Annotated in this window: 12 protein-coding genes, 1 tRNA gene and 1 other RNA gene; 3 read left to right on the forward strand and 11 right to left on the reverse strand. The window is 35.3% G+C overall.

Going from position 1 to position 17,863, the window contains the following annotated elements; translation table 11 throughout:
- Window positions 1-379: 379 nt before the first annotated feature.
- The 11 genes from recR to gltB all read right to left on the reverse strand — a co-directional run bounded on the left by recR (window position 380) and on the right by gltB (window position 14,584).
- On the reverse strand, window positions 380-976 hold the full coding sequence (gene recR / locus KA867_RS06725) for a recombination mediator RecR (RefSeq protein WP_046206986.1): 597 nt from the start codon (window positions 974-976) through the stop codon (window positions 380-382).
- Between the two features lie 4 nt (window positions 977-980).
- Window positions 981-1,298, reverse strand: coding sequence for a YbaB/EbfC family nucleoid-associated protein (locus tag KA867_RS06730; protein ID WP_026034724.1), 318 nt, complete (start codon window positions 1,296-1,298; stop codon window positions 981-983).
- 89 nt (window positions 1,299-1,387) lie between these two features.
- Window positions 1,388-3,097: a DNA polymerase III subunit gamma/tau gene (gene dnaX, locus KA867_RS06735; RefSeq protein ID WP_210137472.1), complete on the reverse strand. Its 1,710-nt coding sequence runs from the start codon at window positions 3,095-3,097 to the stop codon at window positions 1,388-1,390.
- Window positions 3,098-3,156: 59 nt separating this feature from the next.
- Complete coding sequence (locus KA867_RS06740; RefSeq protein WP_210137473.1) at window positions 3,157-3,687, reverse strand: GNAT family N-acetyltransferase; 531 nt, start codon at window positions 3,685-3,687, stop codon at window positions 3,157-3,159.
- Between the two features lie 181 nt (window positions 3,688-3,868).
- Window positions 3,869-4,138, reverse strand: an RNA gene (gene ffs, locus KA867_RS06745) — signal recognition particle sRNA large type.
- A gap of 71 nt (window positions 4,139-4,209) precedes the next feature.
- Entirely contained in the window at window positions 4,210-4,935 is a 726-nt protein-coding gene (treR, locus tag KA867_RS06750) for a trehalose operon repressor (protein ID WP_210137474.1), read from the reverse strand.
- Between the two features lie 30 nt (window positions 4,936-4,965).
- Window positions 4,966-6,600, reverse strand: a complete 1,635-nt coding sequence (gene treC, locus KA867_RS06755; protein WP_210137475.1) for an alpha,alpha-phosphotrehalase — start codon at window positions 6,598-6,600, stop codon at window positions 4,966-4,968.
- Window positions 6,601-6,688: 88 nt separating this feature from the next.
- On the reverse strand, window positions 6,689-8,116 hold the full coding sequence (gene treP, locus KA867_RS06760; protein WP_210137476.1) for a PTS system trehalose-specific EIIBC component: 1,428 nt from the start codon (window positions 8,114-8,116) through the stop codon (window positions 6,689-6,691).
- A gap of 333 nt (window positions 8,117-8,449) precedes the next feature.
- Window positions 8,450-8,542: transfer RNA gene (locus tag KA867_RS06765), tRNA-Ser, on the reverse strand.
- 60 nt (window positions 8,543-8,602) lie between these two features.
- The gene (locus KA867_RS06770; RefSeq protein ID WP_210137477.1) at window positions 8,603-10,066 is read right to left on the reverse strand and encodes a glutamate synthase subunit beta; all 1,464 of its coding nucleotides are present in this window, start codon (window positions 10,064-10,066) and stop codon (window positions 8,603-8,605) included.
- An 18-nt stretch (window positions 10,067-10,084) separates the two neighbouring features.
- Window positions 10,085-14,584 carry a glutamate synthase large subunit gene (gene gltB / locus KA867_RS06775; RefSeq protein WP_210137478.1) on the reverse strand — a complete coding sequence of 1,500 codons (4,500 nt, stop codon included), beginning with the start codon at window positions 14,582-14,584 and terminating at the stop codon, window positions 10,085-10,087.
- Window positions 14,585-14,725: 141 nt separating this feature from the next.
- On the opposite strand from gltB, the gene gltC reads away from it, so the two are divergent.
- From gltC to KA867_RS06790, 3 genes are all read left to right on the forward strand, one after another.
- Window positions 14,726-15,613 carry a glutamate biosynthesis transcriptional regulator GltC gene (gltC, locus tag KA867_RS06780; protein WP_210137479.1) on the forward strand — a complete coding sequence of 296 codons (888 nt, stop codon included), beginning with the start codon at window positions 14,726-14,728 and terminating at the stop codon, window positions 15,611-15,613.
- 81 nt (window positions 15,614-15,694) lie between these two features.
- The gene (locus KA867_RS06785) at window positions 15,695-16,807 is read left to right on the forward strand and encodes a YibE/F family protein (protein ID WP_210137480.1); all 1,113 of its coding nucleotides are present in this window, start codon (window positions 15,695-15,697) and stop codon (window positions 16,805-16,807) included.
- 38 nt (window positions 16,808-16,845) lie between these two features.
- Entirely contained in the window at window positions 16,846-17,592 is a 747-nt protein-coding gene (locus KA867_RS06790; RefSeq protein ID WP_245355952.1) for a YibE/F family protein, read from the forward strand.
- The last annotated feature ends 271 nt before the right edge of the window (window positions 17,593-17,863 follow it).

The raw sequence follows: 17,863 nt of genomic DNA on the forward strand, positions 1-17,863 counted from the left end.
TTAATTCTACAGGTTTTAACTTTGAAAGTCAAGAACTTTTTTGAAATTAATTTGAAAGCTTGTTTTGAAATATTGTTATGTGTGTCGTTTTGTTTCGTCCGACAAGTAAATACTATACACGCTTAAAACACTTTGAACAACAGTAAAATTTACACTTTTCTTCATGATCAAATGTGATCTTTCTTCATTTTACATACTTTTTATTTCTAATGATTCATATCGTTCGTCTTTATCTCCGTATCATGATTTTTGATATTGATAAACAGTTTAAATAACACTATAAAACAAACTTTACTATTTATTAAATTTCTTTTCAAAAATTTAAAGCTACCTTAAAAAAGGTAGCTTAGTTTCATTTTAATTTACAATTGAACACTTATTACATCTCTGTTCTGCCCATAATCGCTTTTGACAATGTCACTTCATCCGCATATTCTAAATCTCCACCAACAGAAAGTCCTTGCGCTAATCGAGTTACCGTTAAACCTATTGGTTTGACTAGTCTCGATATATACATCGCCGTTGACTCACCTTCCAAATTAGGATTCATTGCTAAGATAAGCTCTTTTACTTCGTCATTTTTTAAGCGATTGATTAAACTTGGAATATTAATATCTTCTGGTCCTATACCATCCATCGGAGAGATAGAACCATGTAATACATGGTACAAGCCTTTATATTCACGCATTTTTTCCATAGCGATAACATCTTTATCGTCCTCAACCACACAAATAATTGAGCGATCTCTCTGTTTATCTTGGCAAATATAGCATGGATCTTGCTCAGTGATATGTCCACACTCACTACAATAGGTAAGTTCTCGTTTTACATCTACTAAAGCTTTAGCAAATTGAACGACATCGTCTTCTTTCATATCTAATACATGAAACGCCAGACGTTGAGCTGTCTTTGGCCCAATGCCTGGCAGTTTCATGAAACTGTCGATAAGTTTGGATATTGGTTCTGGATAGTGCATACAATCACATTCCAGGGATATTTAAGCCTTGTGTATGCTTACCTAAGCGTTCTTGAGTAAGTTCATCAGCTTTATTCATCGCTTCATTAGTAGCAGCAATAACTAAGTCTTGTAACATTTCAATGTCATCTGGATCAACTGCTTCTTCTTTGATTTCTACATCGAGAACTTCTTTATGACCTGATACTGTGACAGTTACCATGCCACCGCCAGCTGTACCTTGTACTTTTTCTTCTTTTAATTTTTCTTGTTCTTCGTTCATTTTCTTTTGCATTTTCTGCATTTGTTTCATCATTTGTTGCATATTTCCGCCACCGCGCATATATTTATCCTCCTTAAAAACTTCAATCTCATCTGATTGTAATTCATCTTTTGTCTCATTATACATGCCTTTTTATTCATTGTCATGTATCACTCTTCATCAATTACATTTACTGTGTTTTCCCCAAATAAGTCTTTAGCCTTTTGAACGACGTCGACTTCTTCAGGAGACGCTATTGTCGCTGTTCTGTTTTCTTCCGCACTCGTACTTTGTTTACGGTTTTGAAGATATTCTGTTCTTACCCTCATCCACTGAGCTGCTGGCACACCTACTACTTTAACTGTTTTATCTATAATATTACATACTACATTCTCAATATTCTCTCTTTTTTCATCATCTTTATTTACAATCTCACAATGTATTTCTTCTTCGAATTTAATCAGTACATGTGTTTCACTAGCTGCCACTGGTTCTGAATTCTGGAGTAAGCTTACTAATGATTTCATATCATTACTTTTAGCGTGATCTATAACCTCTTGCCAGTGGTCTTTAAGCTGTTTAATATCTTCTTTGTTAGCTTTATCTAATACTTTGGCAATTTGTTGCATTGAAAACGCATTTTTCGATTGCGTGCCTTTACTAGCTGTTTTTTTAGCTTGCGGTTTAGCATTATTAGCTACGACACCTTGTGATTTTAACGTTTTCAGTTCATTTTCTAACTGTTCCATTCGCTGTAACAACACTTCATTATTAGGTTCACTGGCTACACTAGTAGTAGCAACAGTTTGCACATTTTCTGATTCACCTTTAATCATTTCTGCTATTTTAACTAATAATACTTCAAAATGTACACTCTGATTGACACTGAATCTGATTGAAACAAGCGTATCATTAATCACACCAATCATTTTATACAAAGTTTCCAAGTCAAAATGCATCAGTGCATCATATTCAGATTCTATATTAGATGTCTTATTCATAATGGTATCTCTCACAAAATAAATCATATCATTAATCAGACGATTTACTTCTTTACCTTGTGCAATAAATTGATGGTAAGTTGAAAATGCAGTTTTTACATCTCCTTCAACTACCTCTTTTAGTAAATCATTCAATGCTTGAGCATCTACGCTACCAGTAACATTTAACGCGTCTTGCAATGTAAGATGATCATCACCAAAAGCAATTGCTTGATCCATAATACTTAACGCGTCTCGCATACCACCTTCAGAAGCTTTGGCAATAAAATCTAAGGCAGCATTATCATATTCTATATCTTGAGCGTCTGCTACGAATTGCAAGCGTTCTACAATTTCATCGTGACTAATTGCTTTAAAATCAAATCTTTGCGCTCTTGAAATAATTGTCGGAGGTATTTTATGTGGTTCAGTAGTCGCCAATATAAAAATTGCATGTGCTGGTGGTTCTTCTAAAGTTTTCAATAATGCATTGAAAGCACCCGTTGTTAACATATGAACTTCATCTATAATGTATACTTTGAATTTTGATTCACTTGGTGCGTATTTAACTTTATCTCTGATATTTCTAATTTCATCCACACCATTATTACTAGCAGCATCTATTTCAATCACATCTGAATTCGTTCCTCGCGTAATCCCTGTACAAATAGCACATTCATTACAAGGTTCTCCATCCGAGCGTTCGAGACAATTAATAGCTTTTGCAAATACTTTTGCAATACTTGTTTTGCCCGTTCCTCTTGGCCCGCTAAAAATATACGCATGTGATTGCTTACCTTTTGAAATTGCATTGCGCAATGTTTTAGTTACATGTTCCTGGCCTACGACATCTTCAAAACTCTGTGGCCGGAACATTCTATATAAAGCTTGATAATTCACCTTCACACCTCCAATAACATTCAACAACTATTATATCACTGTGTTTTATATTTTGAATATTAATTAAACGCCTCTGGATAAACCACATTACCATTTGGTTGCTCTGCAAGTTGCTCCCACAAGAATTTAACCATAAAATATTTCGATGGTACATCAAACGGACTATAAATTTGATAGCGACTTGCCTCTTCATACCCTAACATACCATAATATTCAGGATCTCCAAGCACAATAATAGTCGTATAATCTTGCGCTTTTGCGCGTTCTTCCACAGCTTGAACAAGTGCTTTACCTATACCTTTACTTCTATATTCTGGCAATACAGATAAAGGTGCTAACGCTAACGCCGTATAACGTGTTTCTTCGTTAATAACCTCTATTTCTGAAAGCATTGCATGTCCAATGACATCACCTTCATCTGTCTTCGCAACAACTTCCAATTCGTAATTATATTCTTTAGATGCTCTAATTTTCAAAACTAAATCTTGCTCATCATGGTTGGACTCTGCGACGTTTTCAAAAGCAGTTTTTATTTCGTCTAAACTTGCGTCATAGTCATTTTCAGTTAATGTACTTAAATAAATTTGCATATGTCGTTCCTCCAAATTCACTGAATTCAATTTTGGGCAGTTACAATCAGAATGATATCGTTACAGTTCAATCAATTAAATGAATGTATCGCTATTATTTTAATATAAAAAAAGAGTGACTGCTATCAAAAGATAAGTCACTCATAATATATGATTAATTGTATTTATTTTAAAATTAAAGCCGTGCACCTTCGCTTCGAATACGTATCATAAACGTAACCAAAGTCGACAGCTAAATCTCGGCAACCCTACGGCACATACGATGATCCACTTAATGCTGCTTCCGTCAGGACCTGACATGGTTCATGGGTTCATATTGCATAGGACCGAAATCTTCAAACACTACGTGCTTTGGGCAGACTTCACAAAAACGTAGCCTTAGCGAAGGAGTTAAGTCTCGCATAAAGCGGATTTCGAGTACAGGGAACCGCTACCTCCCCACCTAGCACGGCAAGATATATCATACTATAAGGTAATGACTGATTGCAAGTCATACAATTCATTATTTTATAACTTATTTCATTAAATTTTGTGACGTCTCGAAAAATCATTAAACTTAAATTCAGTGGCTAAATGTTTAGAAATGTTATATTGAAACTTTGTCGTATCCTTTAAATGGACGATACCTCGGACCGTTGCAGTGTATGGTGGCGTTACATCTCCAAATATTTCACATTCTAAATCACCAAATGATTCAAAGGTGATAGATTTATTAGAGTAGCTAATTTCTAACTTCAGCGTTTGTTCTATATAATGATACAACGAATCTTTAGCAATGTTCATTGTTATATCAGGAACAATTTTTTCTACTAAATAATCTTCATCAATAATTTTTAAGCGATGATCAATTTTTCGCGTTCGAATAATGTGCCACAACGTTTCACTCTGTCGCAAGTCCAAAGCGTTTTTCACTTCCGGCACTTCAATGGCAGGTATGCGTTCTAATAATCTAACTTCAGTCTCATGACTCAGACCTAATCCTTGTTGAACTTCCTTGAAACTTGTTAAATTCGCAAACGGGAATTCTGTAATACCTTGATAGATTACCACTGATCCTTTACCTTTTATTTTCTGAATCATACCGTCTCTAACAAGTAGATTAAGCGCTTTGCGCACGGTTTCACGAGAGGCATTGTAATCGTATACCAATTCGTTTTCTGATGGCAATTGAGCACCATATGGTAGCTTTGATTCGATGATGTCTGTGCGTAAATTTTCATAAATCGCAATAAATTTTTTTTGTTTCATGTGATTTCACTCACTGCCTTTTAATTAAAATTATTGTCTAACTACGATGGCACCAAATCCGTCTATTAGACCATTTACAATCGAGCCATTTTGTAACATTACTTCCCCATCAACTTTTAAGTCTTGTGGTATTTCAACTTTATCTTTTGAGAAGTTAGCAATCACTAACCATGTTTCTGCCTTATAATGGCGCTTATAAACAAATAATTCATCGTGGTCCATGTAAAGTGGCTCAATATTTCCATAAGTTATAATATCATGTTTGTGACGTAGCTTTATCAATTTTCTATATGTTTGCAAAATGGATTGATCGTCTTCTATAGCTGCTTCAACATTGATTTCCCTGTAGTTGTTAGGAATATCGATCCAAGGTGTACCTGAAGTAAAACCTGCATTTTCACCGCTCGTCCACTGTACAGGTGTGCGAGAATTGTCACGAGATTTTTGTCCTAATATCGTTAGAATCTCTGTTTCTGGATAACCTTCAGCTTTTAATTTTTTATATGCATTTAGAGATTCTATATCTCTATATTGGTCGATATCATTGAAGTGAGGATCCGTCATACCAATTTCTTCGCCTTGGTAAATATATGGTGTGCCTTGAAGCATGTGCAAAGCGATAGCTAGCATTTTAGCACTATTTTGACGTAAATCTTCCGTCGAATCATCACCGAACCGTGTTACTACGCGGGGCTGATCATGATTACACCAAAAAATAGCATTCCATCCGCCACCGTTATAAATACCTATTTGCCATTCCATTAATATTTCTTTTAATTTATGGAAGTCTAACTTTGCTTTTGTCCACTTTTCTCCATTAATATAGTCTACTTTTAAATGATGAAAATTAAAAACACTACTTAGTTCTTGACGTTCGGGATCCGTATATTGAATACAGTTTTCAATCGTTGTCGAAGACATTTCACCAACTGTCATCATATCTTTATCTCCAAATGTCTGTTGATTCATTTCGTGTAAGTATTCATGCACACGGGGTCCATCAGTGTAAAATTCTTTTCCTATCTTTTCTGAATTTTTAAATTCACTTTTTGATATTAAATTAATGACATCGAATCTAAAACCATCTACACCAAAATCAATCCAATAATTAATTACTTTATAGAGTTCACGACGCACTTCAGGGTTATCCCAATTCAAATCTGCTTGTGTTACGTCAAATAAGTGAAGATAATATTCATCTGTTTTGTCATCGTATTTCCAAGCATTACCACTAAACTTCGATTCCCAATTTGTCGGTGGTTGATTATCTGCCGACCTCCTAAAGAAATAGTAGTCTCTATATGGATTACTTTTATCTGAATATGCCTGTTTAAACCATTCATGTTCTGTAGATGTATGATTAATGACGATATCCATCATTATTTTTAAATCACGTTGATGTGCTTCAGCAATCAATGTTTTTAAATCTTCAATCGTGCCAAATTGTTCATTCACTTTATAATAATCGCTAATGTCATAACCATTATCATTCATAGGTGATTCATACACAGGTGTTAACCAAATATAATCCACACCTAGATATTGTAGATAGTCTAACTTTTCAATTATGCCATTTAAATCACCTTCACCATTACCTGTCGTATCATTGAATGACTTAGGATAAATTTGATAAACTACCGATTTTCTCCAATCATTGACTACCATATTATTACCACCTTATCTTTGTATTTTAAATTAAGAAACTCGCTAATCAAACTTAGCGAGTTTAGTTGTACTTATCTATTCGAATTACCTATTCTTCTACTATTTCTTTCGCTTCTTCTTTACTGAACTTCGAGAAGATAACAGTTAATATCGCTGGTACTACCATTGCTAGAACGGTACCTATTCCGTATATTAACCAAAAATCTTTTTTAATAGAAATAATGGCTGGTACACCACCAACGCCAACATTACCTAAGACACCAATTGCACCTATAATAGCGCCTATAACACCCGAAGTTAAAATTGCTGCAACAAAAGGATATTTCAACGGTAAGTTTACACCAAACAATGCTGGTTCAGTAACCCCTAAGAATCCTGATACACCAGAAGTCATTGCCAAGCCTTGTTCTTTTGCCATTTTGCGTCGTTTATAGACGAACCATGCACCAAATGCAGCTGAACCTTGACAGATATTTGAAATTGCTAAAATTGGCCACAAGTACGTTCCTTCAAGACTGCTTCCCATCAGTTGAAAATCAACCGCTAAGAACATATGGTGTAAGCCTGTAATGACTAGAGGTGCGTAAAAGAAGCCATAAATTGCGCCACCTAACCAGCCGATATGTTCAAAGACAAATGTCACACCATTTGTAATTCCTGTTCCTAACCATAAGGCAACTGGACCTATAACGATAAACGCTAAGAAACCAGTGATTAATAAGGCAACTGGTCCAACGACTAACATTTTGATTGAATCATGCACATATTTACTTAAGAGCTTTTCAATTTGTGCTAATACATAAGATGCTAATAAGATTGGTAATACTTGACCCTGATAGTTCAGTTGTTTAATTTCTAAACCAAAGATATGCCATGCCGGAATATTGCCTTTCCCAATATCATATTGTGAAGCGAGTTGTGGGTTCATTAAAATCAGACCTAATACCAGTCCAAGTATTTGACTCCCACCAAACACACGCATACTACTCCAACCAATTAAAGCTGGCAAGAAAATAAAGGCAGTATTCGCAATAACATTAATAATATCTGCAAAGTCCCCTAATTGTGGATATTGTGCCACCAATGCTTGTTTCCCAAACAAGTCCTCCATTGTTAATACATTATATATCCCTAATAGTAAACCAGCAGTTACGATAGCTGGTAAAATTGGTATAAAGATATCTCCCAATAACTTAACCAGTCTTTGTATAGGATTTCCTTTTTTAGCTGCCGCTGCTTTCGCATCATCTTTAGAGGCACTTTCAGCCCCAGTTTCCTCAATAAATTGTTTATAAACTTCATCAACAGTCCCTGGTCCAATAACAATTTGATATTGATTATCAGCTTTGAATTGTCCCTTAACTAAATCATTGTTACTCAGTCGATCTTTATCGACCTTATCATCATCTTTCAAAACAAGTCGCAAACGCGTCACACAGTGTGTTGCTGTGTCCAAGTTTTCTCTGCCCCCAATAGCTTCGACTATATCTTGAACATCTTTCTTTTTAACAGCCATGATGATTCACTCCCTTAAACTTTAATATTATCCAGATTATAACTTGTATAGACAAGTTTTGTAAAGGCTTTCACTCGGTTTCTTAAAAAAGGTCATCACATAGACATTGATTTTCAATCTCTACGTGATGACCTTCTTCAATAAATATATATTATTTTGTGTTTGGCGTAATCACAGCAATAAGTTTAATGATATGTGCCACAAACAAAGACTATGTTAAGCACGTGTCTATTTTTCTATCATTGACCATAAACAACAAAAAAAGACAAACACTTTATATTAAATAAACGTTTGCCTACTATATTATTTATTAGTCTTGGTATTTAATGATAATGGCGGAGGAAGAGGGATTCGAACCCCCGCGGGCCGTTAAGCCCCTGTCGGTTTTCAAGACCGATCCCTTCAGCCGGACTTGGGTATTCCTCCAAATGAACACAATAATTATAATATTATAGCCCATTAAAAAAGTCAATTATAATTAGAATGTTACACCAATGTTTTTTCAGTTAGGTATTCGTCAACAGCATTAGCTACTGCTCTACCTTCTTGAATTGCCCAAACAACAAGACTTTGACCTCTTCTTGCATCGCCTGCAGCAAAAATATTTGATTGATTCGTTTTGAAATTTTTGTTATCTGCGACAATTTTATTTCTCTCAGTTTGTATATTAAACGCATGTGGAACAGTGGTTTCAGTACCAATAAATCCTATTGATAACAATACCAAGTCAGCCGGCCAATGACGTTCTGTACCATCGACAACAACCATACCATCCTCTGTTTCTTCAAGTATTTGTGTATAAACACCTGTTACATTACCAATACGATCAACCTCGTAACGCATTGTTTGAACACCATATGCACGTGGTTCAAAACCAAATCGTGCCTCATATTCATTATGAGCATAATCCATTTTAAATACAGGCATGGCTAATGGCCAATACGTATTTTCGTCAAATTCGATTGCTTCGGGTTGTTTCGTGTATTTGTTAAATTGAACGATAGATTTACAGTTTTCCCTCAGTGCAGTCGCTACACAGTCTGCACCTGTGTCACCGGCACCAATGACAATCACGTTTTTCCCTTCTGCAGATATTGACGACGTTTCAATTTCACCATTTAAATACTCACCCTGTTCTGTTAAGTAATCCATAGCAAAGTGAATACCCATGCCCATTCGACCTTCTAATGGTAAATCACGTGCATTTTGCGAACCTGTACAAATAATAATGGCATCGAATTGTTCCTCTAAACTTTCTTTACTGACATCTATCCCTATTTCCGTATCAGTGATAAAGGTGATACCAGATTGTTCCATTAGTTTAATTCTACGTCGCACTACATCTTTATCTAATTTCATATTAGGTATACCATACATTAATAATCCACCTGCTTCATGTGCACGTTCATATACAGTTATGTGATAACCTAATTTGTTTAATTCATCTGCAGCTGTTAAACCAGCTGGGCCGCTTCCTACTATAGCTACTGATGCTGCTTTACGCTCATTGGGAATCGTTGGTTTGACCCAGCCATTTTCAAAAGCTTCATCAATAATAGTACGTTCAATACCTTTAATCGCAACAGATTCTCTATTTATCTTCATCACACACGATTGTTCACACGGAGCCGGACATACACGTCCAGTAAATTCAGGGAAGTTATTCGTTTCGTTCAAGCGTTTATATGCCGTTTCGAAGTCTTTTTGGTACACTAAATCATTCCATTCTGGAATATAGTTCCCAATGGGACAACCAATTGTTTCTCTACCATATGGTTCACCTGTTTGACAAAAAGGCGTGCCACAATCCATGCATCTCGCACCTTGTTCCGAGGCTTCTTCTTTTGTAAACCTTTGCTGAAAGGGTGCGTGTCCTTTCAAACGTTCTACTAAAGACAATTCATGCAAAGGTTGTTTATCATAATTCATAAACCCTTTGAATTCTCCCATACTCAGTCCCCCTTCAAATTAATACACAGCCGTTAATTGTTGCGCTGGTTCTAAATGTGTTCTCTTGTCATTAAATGCATTCAGTAACGCTTCATCTTGCTGGTTAGATTCACGCTTTTGTAATTCGATTTTTTGCATCATCAATTTATAATCTTTCGGAATAACTTTCACCACTTTATTAGCCATTTCTTCAAAATTATCTAATATAGTTTTTGCTTTAGTACTATTTGTATAAAGTAAATGATCTTCTAGCATCTCTTTCACAACATTTTCTTCTGCTGCAACAGTGATTTCGTCGAAGTCTAAACTGTCTAATTGATGTTCATCCTTAAATTTTTCAATATCAGTTGGGAAGATATAAGCAACACCACCACTCATGCCTTGACCAAAGTTCTTTCCGACGTCTCCCAGCACAATGACGCGACCGCCTGTCATATACTCAAGACCATGATCACCAATACCTTCAACAACTACTTGTACACCACTATTTCTAATACAGAATCTTTCACCAGCTTTACCATTAATAAAAGCTTTACCATAAGACGCACCATAGAAACAGACATTACCAACTATAATTTCTGATTCTCGCTGTTGCGTCGGCGCCTTCACAATCACTTTACCACCTGAAAGTCCTTTACCTACATAATCGTTAGCATCACCTGTGTGATGTACTGTTAATCCTTGAGGTATATAAGCAGCTAAACTTTGACCAGCATGGCCTACCGTATTGACGTTGATACTATCTTCAGGCAAACCTTCAGCACCATAGATATCAGTGATCATACTGCCAGTAATGACACCCACATCTCGTTGCTCATTTTTCACTATATAATTAGCAGTAAATGACTTCTGTTGTTCAATTGCTGCTTGAGCATCAGGTAATAGTTGTGTTAAATCGAAACCTTCATCAAGATGATGATTTTGCGCTATTTTTTTATATCTTTCACCTTCGTGCTGATATAATAATGCTTCAACATTCATAGATGCAGCTTTAGGTCTTCGTTGAGATAAATCATCTTTTCGTTTTAATAAGTCCGTACGCCCCACTAAATCATCTACAGTGCGTAAACCAAGTTCGGCTAGTATCTCTCTTAATTCCTCAGCAACAAAATGCATAAAATTGACCACGTGATCAGCCCTACCATTAAATAGCGCGCGTAAATCTTGATTTTGTGTAGCAATACCTACCGGACATGTATCTTTATGACAAACCCGCATCATTACACATCCAAGTACGACTAATGGTGCTGTTGCAAAACCAAATTCTTCCGCTCCTAATGCACATGCATATGCTACATCTTTACCTGTGAGTAATTTGCCGTCCGTTTCTACAATCACTCTCGATCTCAAGTTATTCATCATAAGTGTTTGATGTGTCTCAGCTAATCCAATTTCCCAAGGTACACCTGCGTGTTGGATACTTGTTTTGGGAGAAGCACCGGTACCACCATCATATCCACTAATCACAATTTTATCTGCATAAGCTTTGGCTACACCCGCCGCGATTGTACCGACGCCAGTTTTAGAGACAAGCTTCACTGTGATATTTGCGTTTTTATTAGCATTTTTCAAATCATGAATTAATTGCGCTAAGTCTTCAATGGAATAAATATCATGATGTGGCGGTGGAGAAATCAAACCAATACCTGGGGTAGAGCCTCTGACTTCAGCAATCCATGGATAAACTTTAGAACCAGGAAGCTGACCGCCTTCTCCAGGTTTAGCACCTTGCGCTACCTTAATTTGTATTTCTTTAGCATGCTGTAAGTAATGACTCGTCACTCCAAATCTTCCAGAAGCAACTTGTTTGATGGCGCTAGAACGATTACGACCTTCGCCATCCACTACAAATCGTTCAGGATTTTCTCCACCTTCACCACTATTACTTTTACCACCCATTTGATTCATTGCTTCAGCAAGTGTTTGATGGGCTTCTTCAGAAATAGAACCATAACTCATTGCACCTGTATTAAAACGTTTTACGATTTCACTCGTTGGTTCTACTTCATTGATATCAATTGAATCTTGGTTTTTAAATTCCATTAAGTGACGAATATGATCTGTGCGTTGATGATTGACTTCATTTGAAAACGTTTTGAACTTTTCATAATCATTTAAACGACATGCATGTTGCAGTAAGTGAATGGACGTCGGGTTAAATGCGTGATGTTGCCCTTGCTTACGCCATTGAAACGTACTACCAGATTCAAGGTACTCGCTCTCAGATGACTGTCTGGCTTTATTTTCCTTATCTATCAAGTTGATATCGATACCAGATAGTTTTGTTTGTGTCCCTGTAAAATACCGGTCAACAACTTCTTGTGACAAACCTACCGCTTCAAAAATCTGAGCCCCTTGGTAACTTTGAACAGTAGAAATCCCCATTTTAGCCATAACTTTTATGACACCTTCTGATAATGTATCCGTATATGTTTGAACGTTTTCGGCAATATTTCCGTTTAAGCGTCCTTTCTCCACTAAGTTTTCTATTGTATGTTGCGCTAGATATGGTACGACTGCATTAGCACCATACCCTAATAAACACGCTACATGGTGCACCTCTCTCGTTTCACCAGAAAGTGCGATGATACTTGTACGCATGCGCAAACCTTCTCTAATTAATAATTGATGTACATGACTTACCGCAAGCAATATTGGCATTGCATAACCTTGTGCTTCAACTAGTACTCGATCATCTAATACAATAATTTCATTGCCATCTTTCACGGATTGAATTGCTTGGTCCCCTAAATTGTCTAACGCCATTTCTAAGTTTTCGTGATATAGTGTCGATAAATGCTTAACTTTGAACCTACTATCGTCAATCGCTTTTAATTGTGCCTCTGTTAACACCGGTCTTTTCAATTGAATTCGATTCAATACATCTTCATTAGGTTTTAATAAATTACCTTCTGAGCCTATATAAGACAATTCACTTGTCACTATTTTTTCTCTATATGCATCAATGGGTGGATTAGTGACTTGTGCAAAAAGTTGTTTAAAGTAATTAAATAACGATTCATCTTTTTCATTTAAAACAGCAATTGGAACATCATACCCCATAGCGCCAATTGGATCTTTCTTACTTTCAATTAATTCTGTCATATATTTGTTGATTTCTTCATTTGTATAAACAAATTGCTTTTGTAATCTAGCTAAAGTTGTTTCATCCCAATTAGATGGAATCACTTTCACATTGTCTAAATCTAAGTCTACTTTAAATTGATTTAGCCAATTCTCATATGGTAATTCATCAGCGATACGTGCTTTTAATTCATTATTATCAACTACTTTTTGTTGTTGAAAATCAACTAATAATAATTTCCCTGGATTTAGTTGACCTTTAAAAGCAACTTGTTCCTCAGGTACATCTACAACACCCACTTCTGACGAAAAAACAATGTAATTATCTTTAGTGATTGTATAACGTCCTGGTCTCAAGCCATTTCTATCTGTAAGTGCGCCAATTTTCTCTCCATTACAAAATGAAATCATTGTTGGACCATCCCACGGTTCCATCAAGTAACTATAGTATTCATAAAAAGCACGGACGTTACTGTCATTCGCCGTATTATAAAGCCAAGGTTCTGGTATCATTAACATTGCTGCTCTCTCTGGTTCCATAGCTAAAGATAAAAATTCTAAAGCGTTGTCTACAATAGCAGAGTCACTACCATCTTCATCAATAATTTCCTCCACTTTATGTTTGTCTTCACCAAAAATGGTTTCAATCAAATCATTTTGTCTTGCACGCATCCAATTAACATTACCCTTAATAGTATTAATCTCTCCATTATGCATTAATAATCTATTAGGGTGAGCGCGCTTCCAACTCGGAAATGTATTTGTACTAAAACGAGAATGCACAAGTCCTAGCTTCGATATATAACGTTCATCATTTAAATCTTGAAAAAGCTTCTTAATTTGATCAGAACGCAACCACCCTTTATAGACGATTGTTTTATGAGATAAACTTGTGAAATATAAATCTAATTGCTGCTTTTTAGCATATAATTCAATTTGTTTACGTGCTAAAAATAACGTTTTTTCTATATGAGCATCATCATTTAATGCGATGAATACCTGTTGTATATACGGCATCGTTTGGGCTACATGTTCGGCAATGGCATTGACATCTACTGGCACATCTCTATAACCAATAACATCTAATCCTTCGCTTTCAAAATAACGATTGAACGTTGCTTCATGCTCTGAATTTTTTATCTTCACGTTCGAAAAGAACATACCTACTGCATAATGACCTTCTTCCGGTAAGTCAAAATTTATTTGTTCAGAAAAATAGTCAAACGGAATTTCTGTCATAATACCGGCACCATCACCTGTCATGCCATCTGCACCAATTCCCCCACGGTGATCTAACCTACGTAGCATTTCCAGTGATTTTTCAACGATATCGTGTGATCTCCCATTATTCATATTGGCATAAAATCCAATACCACATGCATCATGCTCTTCACGACTATCATATAATCCTAATTGCTTACCATATTCGAACATAACCCTCACCTCTTTTTCGAAAATTCTGAATATTAAATAAGTATAGTAAACTATATAGTAATACATTAATCTATTCAATATATAAAATAGATGATATTATTCTAATAATTCGAATAATATTAATATGTTGGGAATGGTCATATGGAAATCAAACAATTGAAATATTTTATAGAAGTTGCAAAAAGAGAACATTTATCAGACGCGGCTCTAGAACTTAACATTGCTCAATCTGCTATCAGCAGGCAAATCACACTATTAGAAAAAGAATTACAAGTGACGTTGTTTAACAGAGAAGGGCGCAACATACACATTACTGAAGAAGGACAACAATTATTTTCTGAAGCAACAAAGATTATCGAACAGCTTGATAACACAGTACGTTTATTTCATAATCAATCTGAAACAGAGCATTATATTATACGTGTTGGTTATGTTGAAAGTTATATAACACAGGTACTTACATTATTAATGCAATCCTTTGAAAACGAAAGTACATCCATCATCCAACCCATTTTAATGGAAGAAGAAGATATTTTTTCAGCTTTGCTCACAGATAAAATAGATATTGCTTTCACTGCTATGTCAGATGAACTCAAACAGCACCGTTCTTTAAAGGTAAGCCCTTTATTTGAAGAAACATTCCATGTCTATGCACCTAAAGATGATCCGATCACAATGGCTACGAACCCACCTTTAGTACAATTTTCGAATAAATCTATTTACGAATTATACCCATTACCAACCAAGATTAGACAAACATTAGTAAAAACAACCAAAACACCTATTCAAACGATTACACATCCTCAACTGGCTGAATATATCTTAAGCAAAGGACGTGGCTACATCGTCACAGCTTCTTATCATTTGCTTTCAAAAAATCCACAAAAATGGCGAGAAGTATCATTAGAACATACAGCATTGAAAAGGACTATTTGCCAAGTTGTTCGGCTAGACAATCGAAAACATGATTTACAATTTTTATTAGAAATGATTGATAAATTATTAAGTAGAAGCACGACCTATCATTAATCATCTGCATAAAATTTTTGAATTCAATTCGCTAGGAGCGTATAATCGCATTGTCTATATAGGGAGGACTGAAACAAAACAATGCCTTTTAAAACGTTATTTAAACGCCCTTTTGATTGGGTCATCTTGATATTTGTCATCTTATTTGTGGCTGTATTTATTTTCACATTTTTCAATGCCAGATTTTACGATACACCAATCGGTCAAATTACAAAGATCGAAAATAAATCCACATCACATGTTACAGATGATAATCACAATAAAGATACTAAATACAACCAAACCCTAACACTTAAAATTTTAAATGGGAAATTTGAGGGCCAAACGACGAAGATTCCTCATCATTACATAGCATCACAAGCTGATAGTGAAGCATTCTCAAAACACAACAAAGTGTTGTTACACATCGGCAAACATCTAGACGATGCTTATATCATAGAAAAGAAACGAGATGGCCTCGTCGTTTTGATAACTGGAATATTTTTATTAACCGTTTTACTAGTAGGACGGAAAATTGGTTTACAATCGATTCTTTCTTTAGTTTTCAATACAATTGTTGTGCTTTTAGCTATCTATTTACATAATAAATTTCCTGATTTAAATTTATTTGCACTTATGAGTATCGGTGTCATTTTTACCACGGTATTTACTTTGCTCTTAGTTACCGGTTGGCGATGGCGAACATCAATTACGATAGCAAGTACACTATTAGGCACTTTTATTTGTGTTGGAGCCACCCAATTAGTGATTACGTTGACAGATGGTGCGGGCTTGAAATTTGAAACAATGAGTTTCTTAACTTTGCCTCCTAAGGATGTTTTCCTTGCTTCTGTTATGATTGGAACACTTGGTGCTGTCATGGATGTAGCTATCACAATAGCAAGTGGTATGGCAGAAATATTGCGCAGAACACCTAATATAAGTATGACTCGATGGGCGCTCGCAGGCCGTCATATTGGTCAAGATATTATGGGGACAATGACGAACATCTTATTATTTTCATATTTATCTGGTAGTCTTCCGATGTTTCTTATTTACCTTAAAAATGCAAATACAGTAACCTATACCATTTCCATGAATTGGTCATTAGAAATTTCCCGGGCAATTACTGGTGGTATTGGTATTGTTTTAACGATTCCAATCACTATTTTATTAATGCAATTATGGTTTAAAATGCGAGGTGTTAATCAGTGAGCGTCATAACAATCTTAGGTCTTGTACTTTTCTTATTAATGGCAATATTTGGAGGAAAAAAAGGTATCATCTCATATTTAACACTGTTTTTGAATTTTGTCATATTATTAATCACTATCATTATAATTATGCTGGGTGCACCTATTTATCTCGTAACACTTATATTTTGTATCGTAATTGCAGCATGTAATTTATTTGTTTTAAATAGTTACAATACAAAAACTAAAGCAGCATTTTGTGCAACGATCATTACTACTTTATGCTTGATTATTGGTATTTATTTATCAATATCCATCGGCCATTTACAAGGTTTTACAACCGAACAACAAGATGAAACATATATTTTTTCTATGAATATCGGCATTGATATGGTGAAATTTATGGTGTTCACAATAGTACTTGCAGTCATAGCTGCGGTTATTGATTTAGCAATCACCATCAGTTCACCCATGTATGAGTTATACGAAACCAACTCGGACTTAACAAGCAAAGCATTATTTCAATCTGGTATGCGTGTAGGACGTGAAATTTTAGCTACTTCGGCAAACACAATTTATCTAGCCTATTTCGGAGGACAATTGACATTATTCTTTTGGTTTTTTAGATTGAATTATTCTTTTGGACATATCATCAATTCTAAAATCTTTGCACAAGAATTTATATCTATCCTACTAGGAGGCATCGCTGTTGCAATTAGCATCCCGATTACTGCATGGATAACTGCACTATTAATTAAATATCAAAAAGAGCGTCACTCAAAACACACGCATCAATCTTCACATTAAAAAATTAAAGTCCCACTTCTCAATTTATTGAGTTAGTGGGACTTATGCATGTGCTACGTAATCATTTTTCGTTTTTTCAATCCTTGTCAGGAAGGGATGACGCAATCTTGTTAATAAAATTAGATTTTTGTCCTACTCTCTTTGTAAATTTGTATAATTATGTGATACATACATTTCTATTTTTTAATCAAAACTTTTTATTATCTTACAATGACAGAAATATGCTTCGCTATTTTAAGTGTGTGTTCAAAATTTTTGAACGTTTTTTTCA

It is taken from the genome of Staphylococcus sp. GDH8C109P (assembly GCF_017893405.1).
GTDB lineage: Bacteria > Bacillota > Bacilli > Staphylococcales > Staphylococcaceae > Staphylococcus > Staphylococcus cohnii.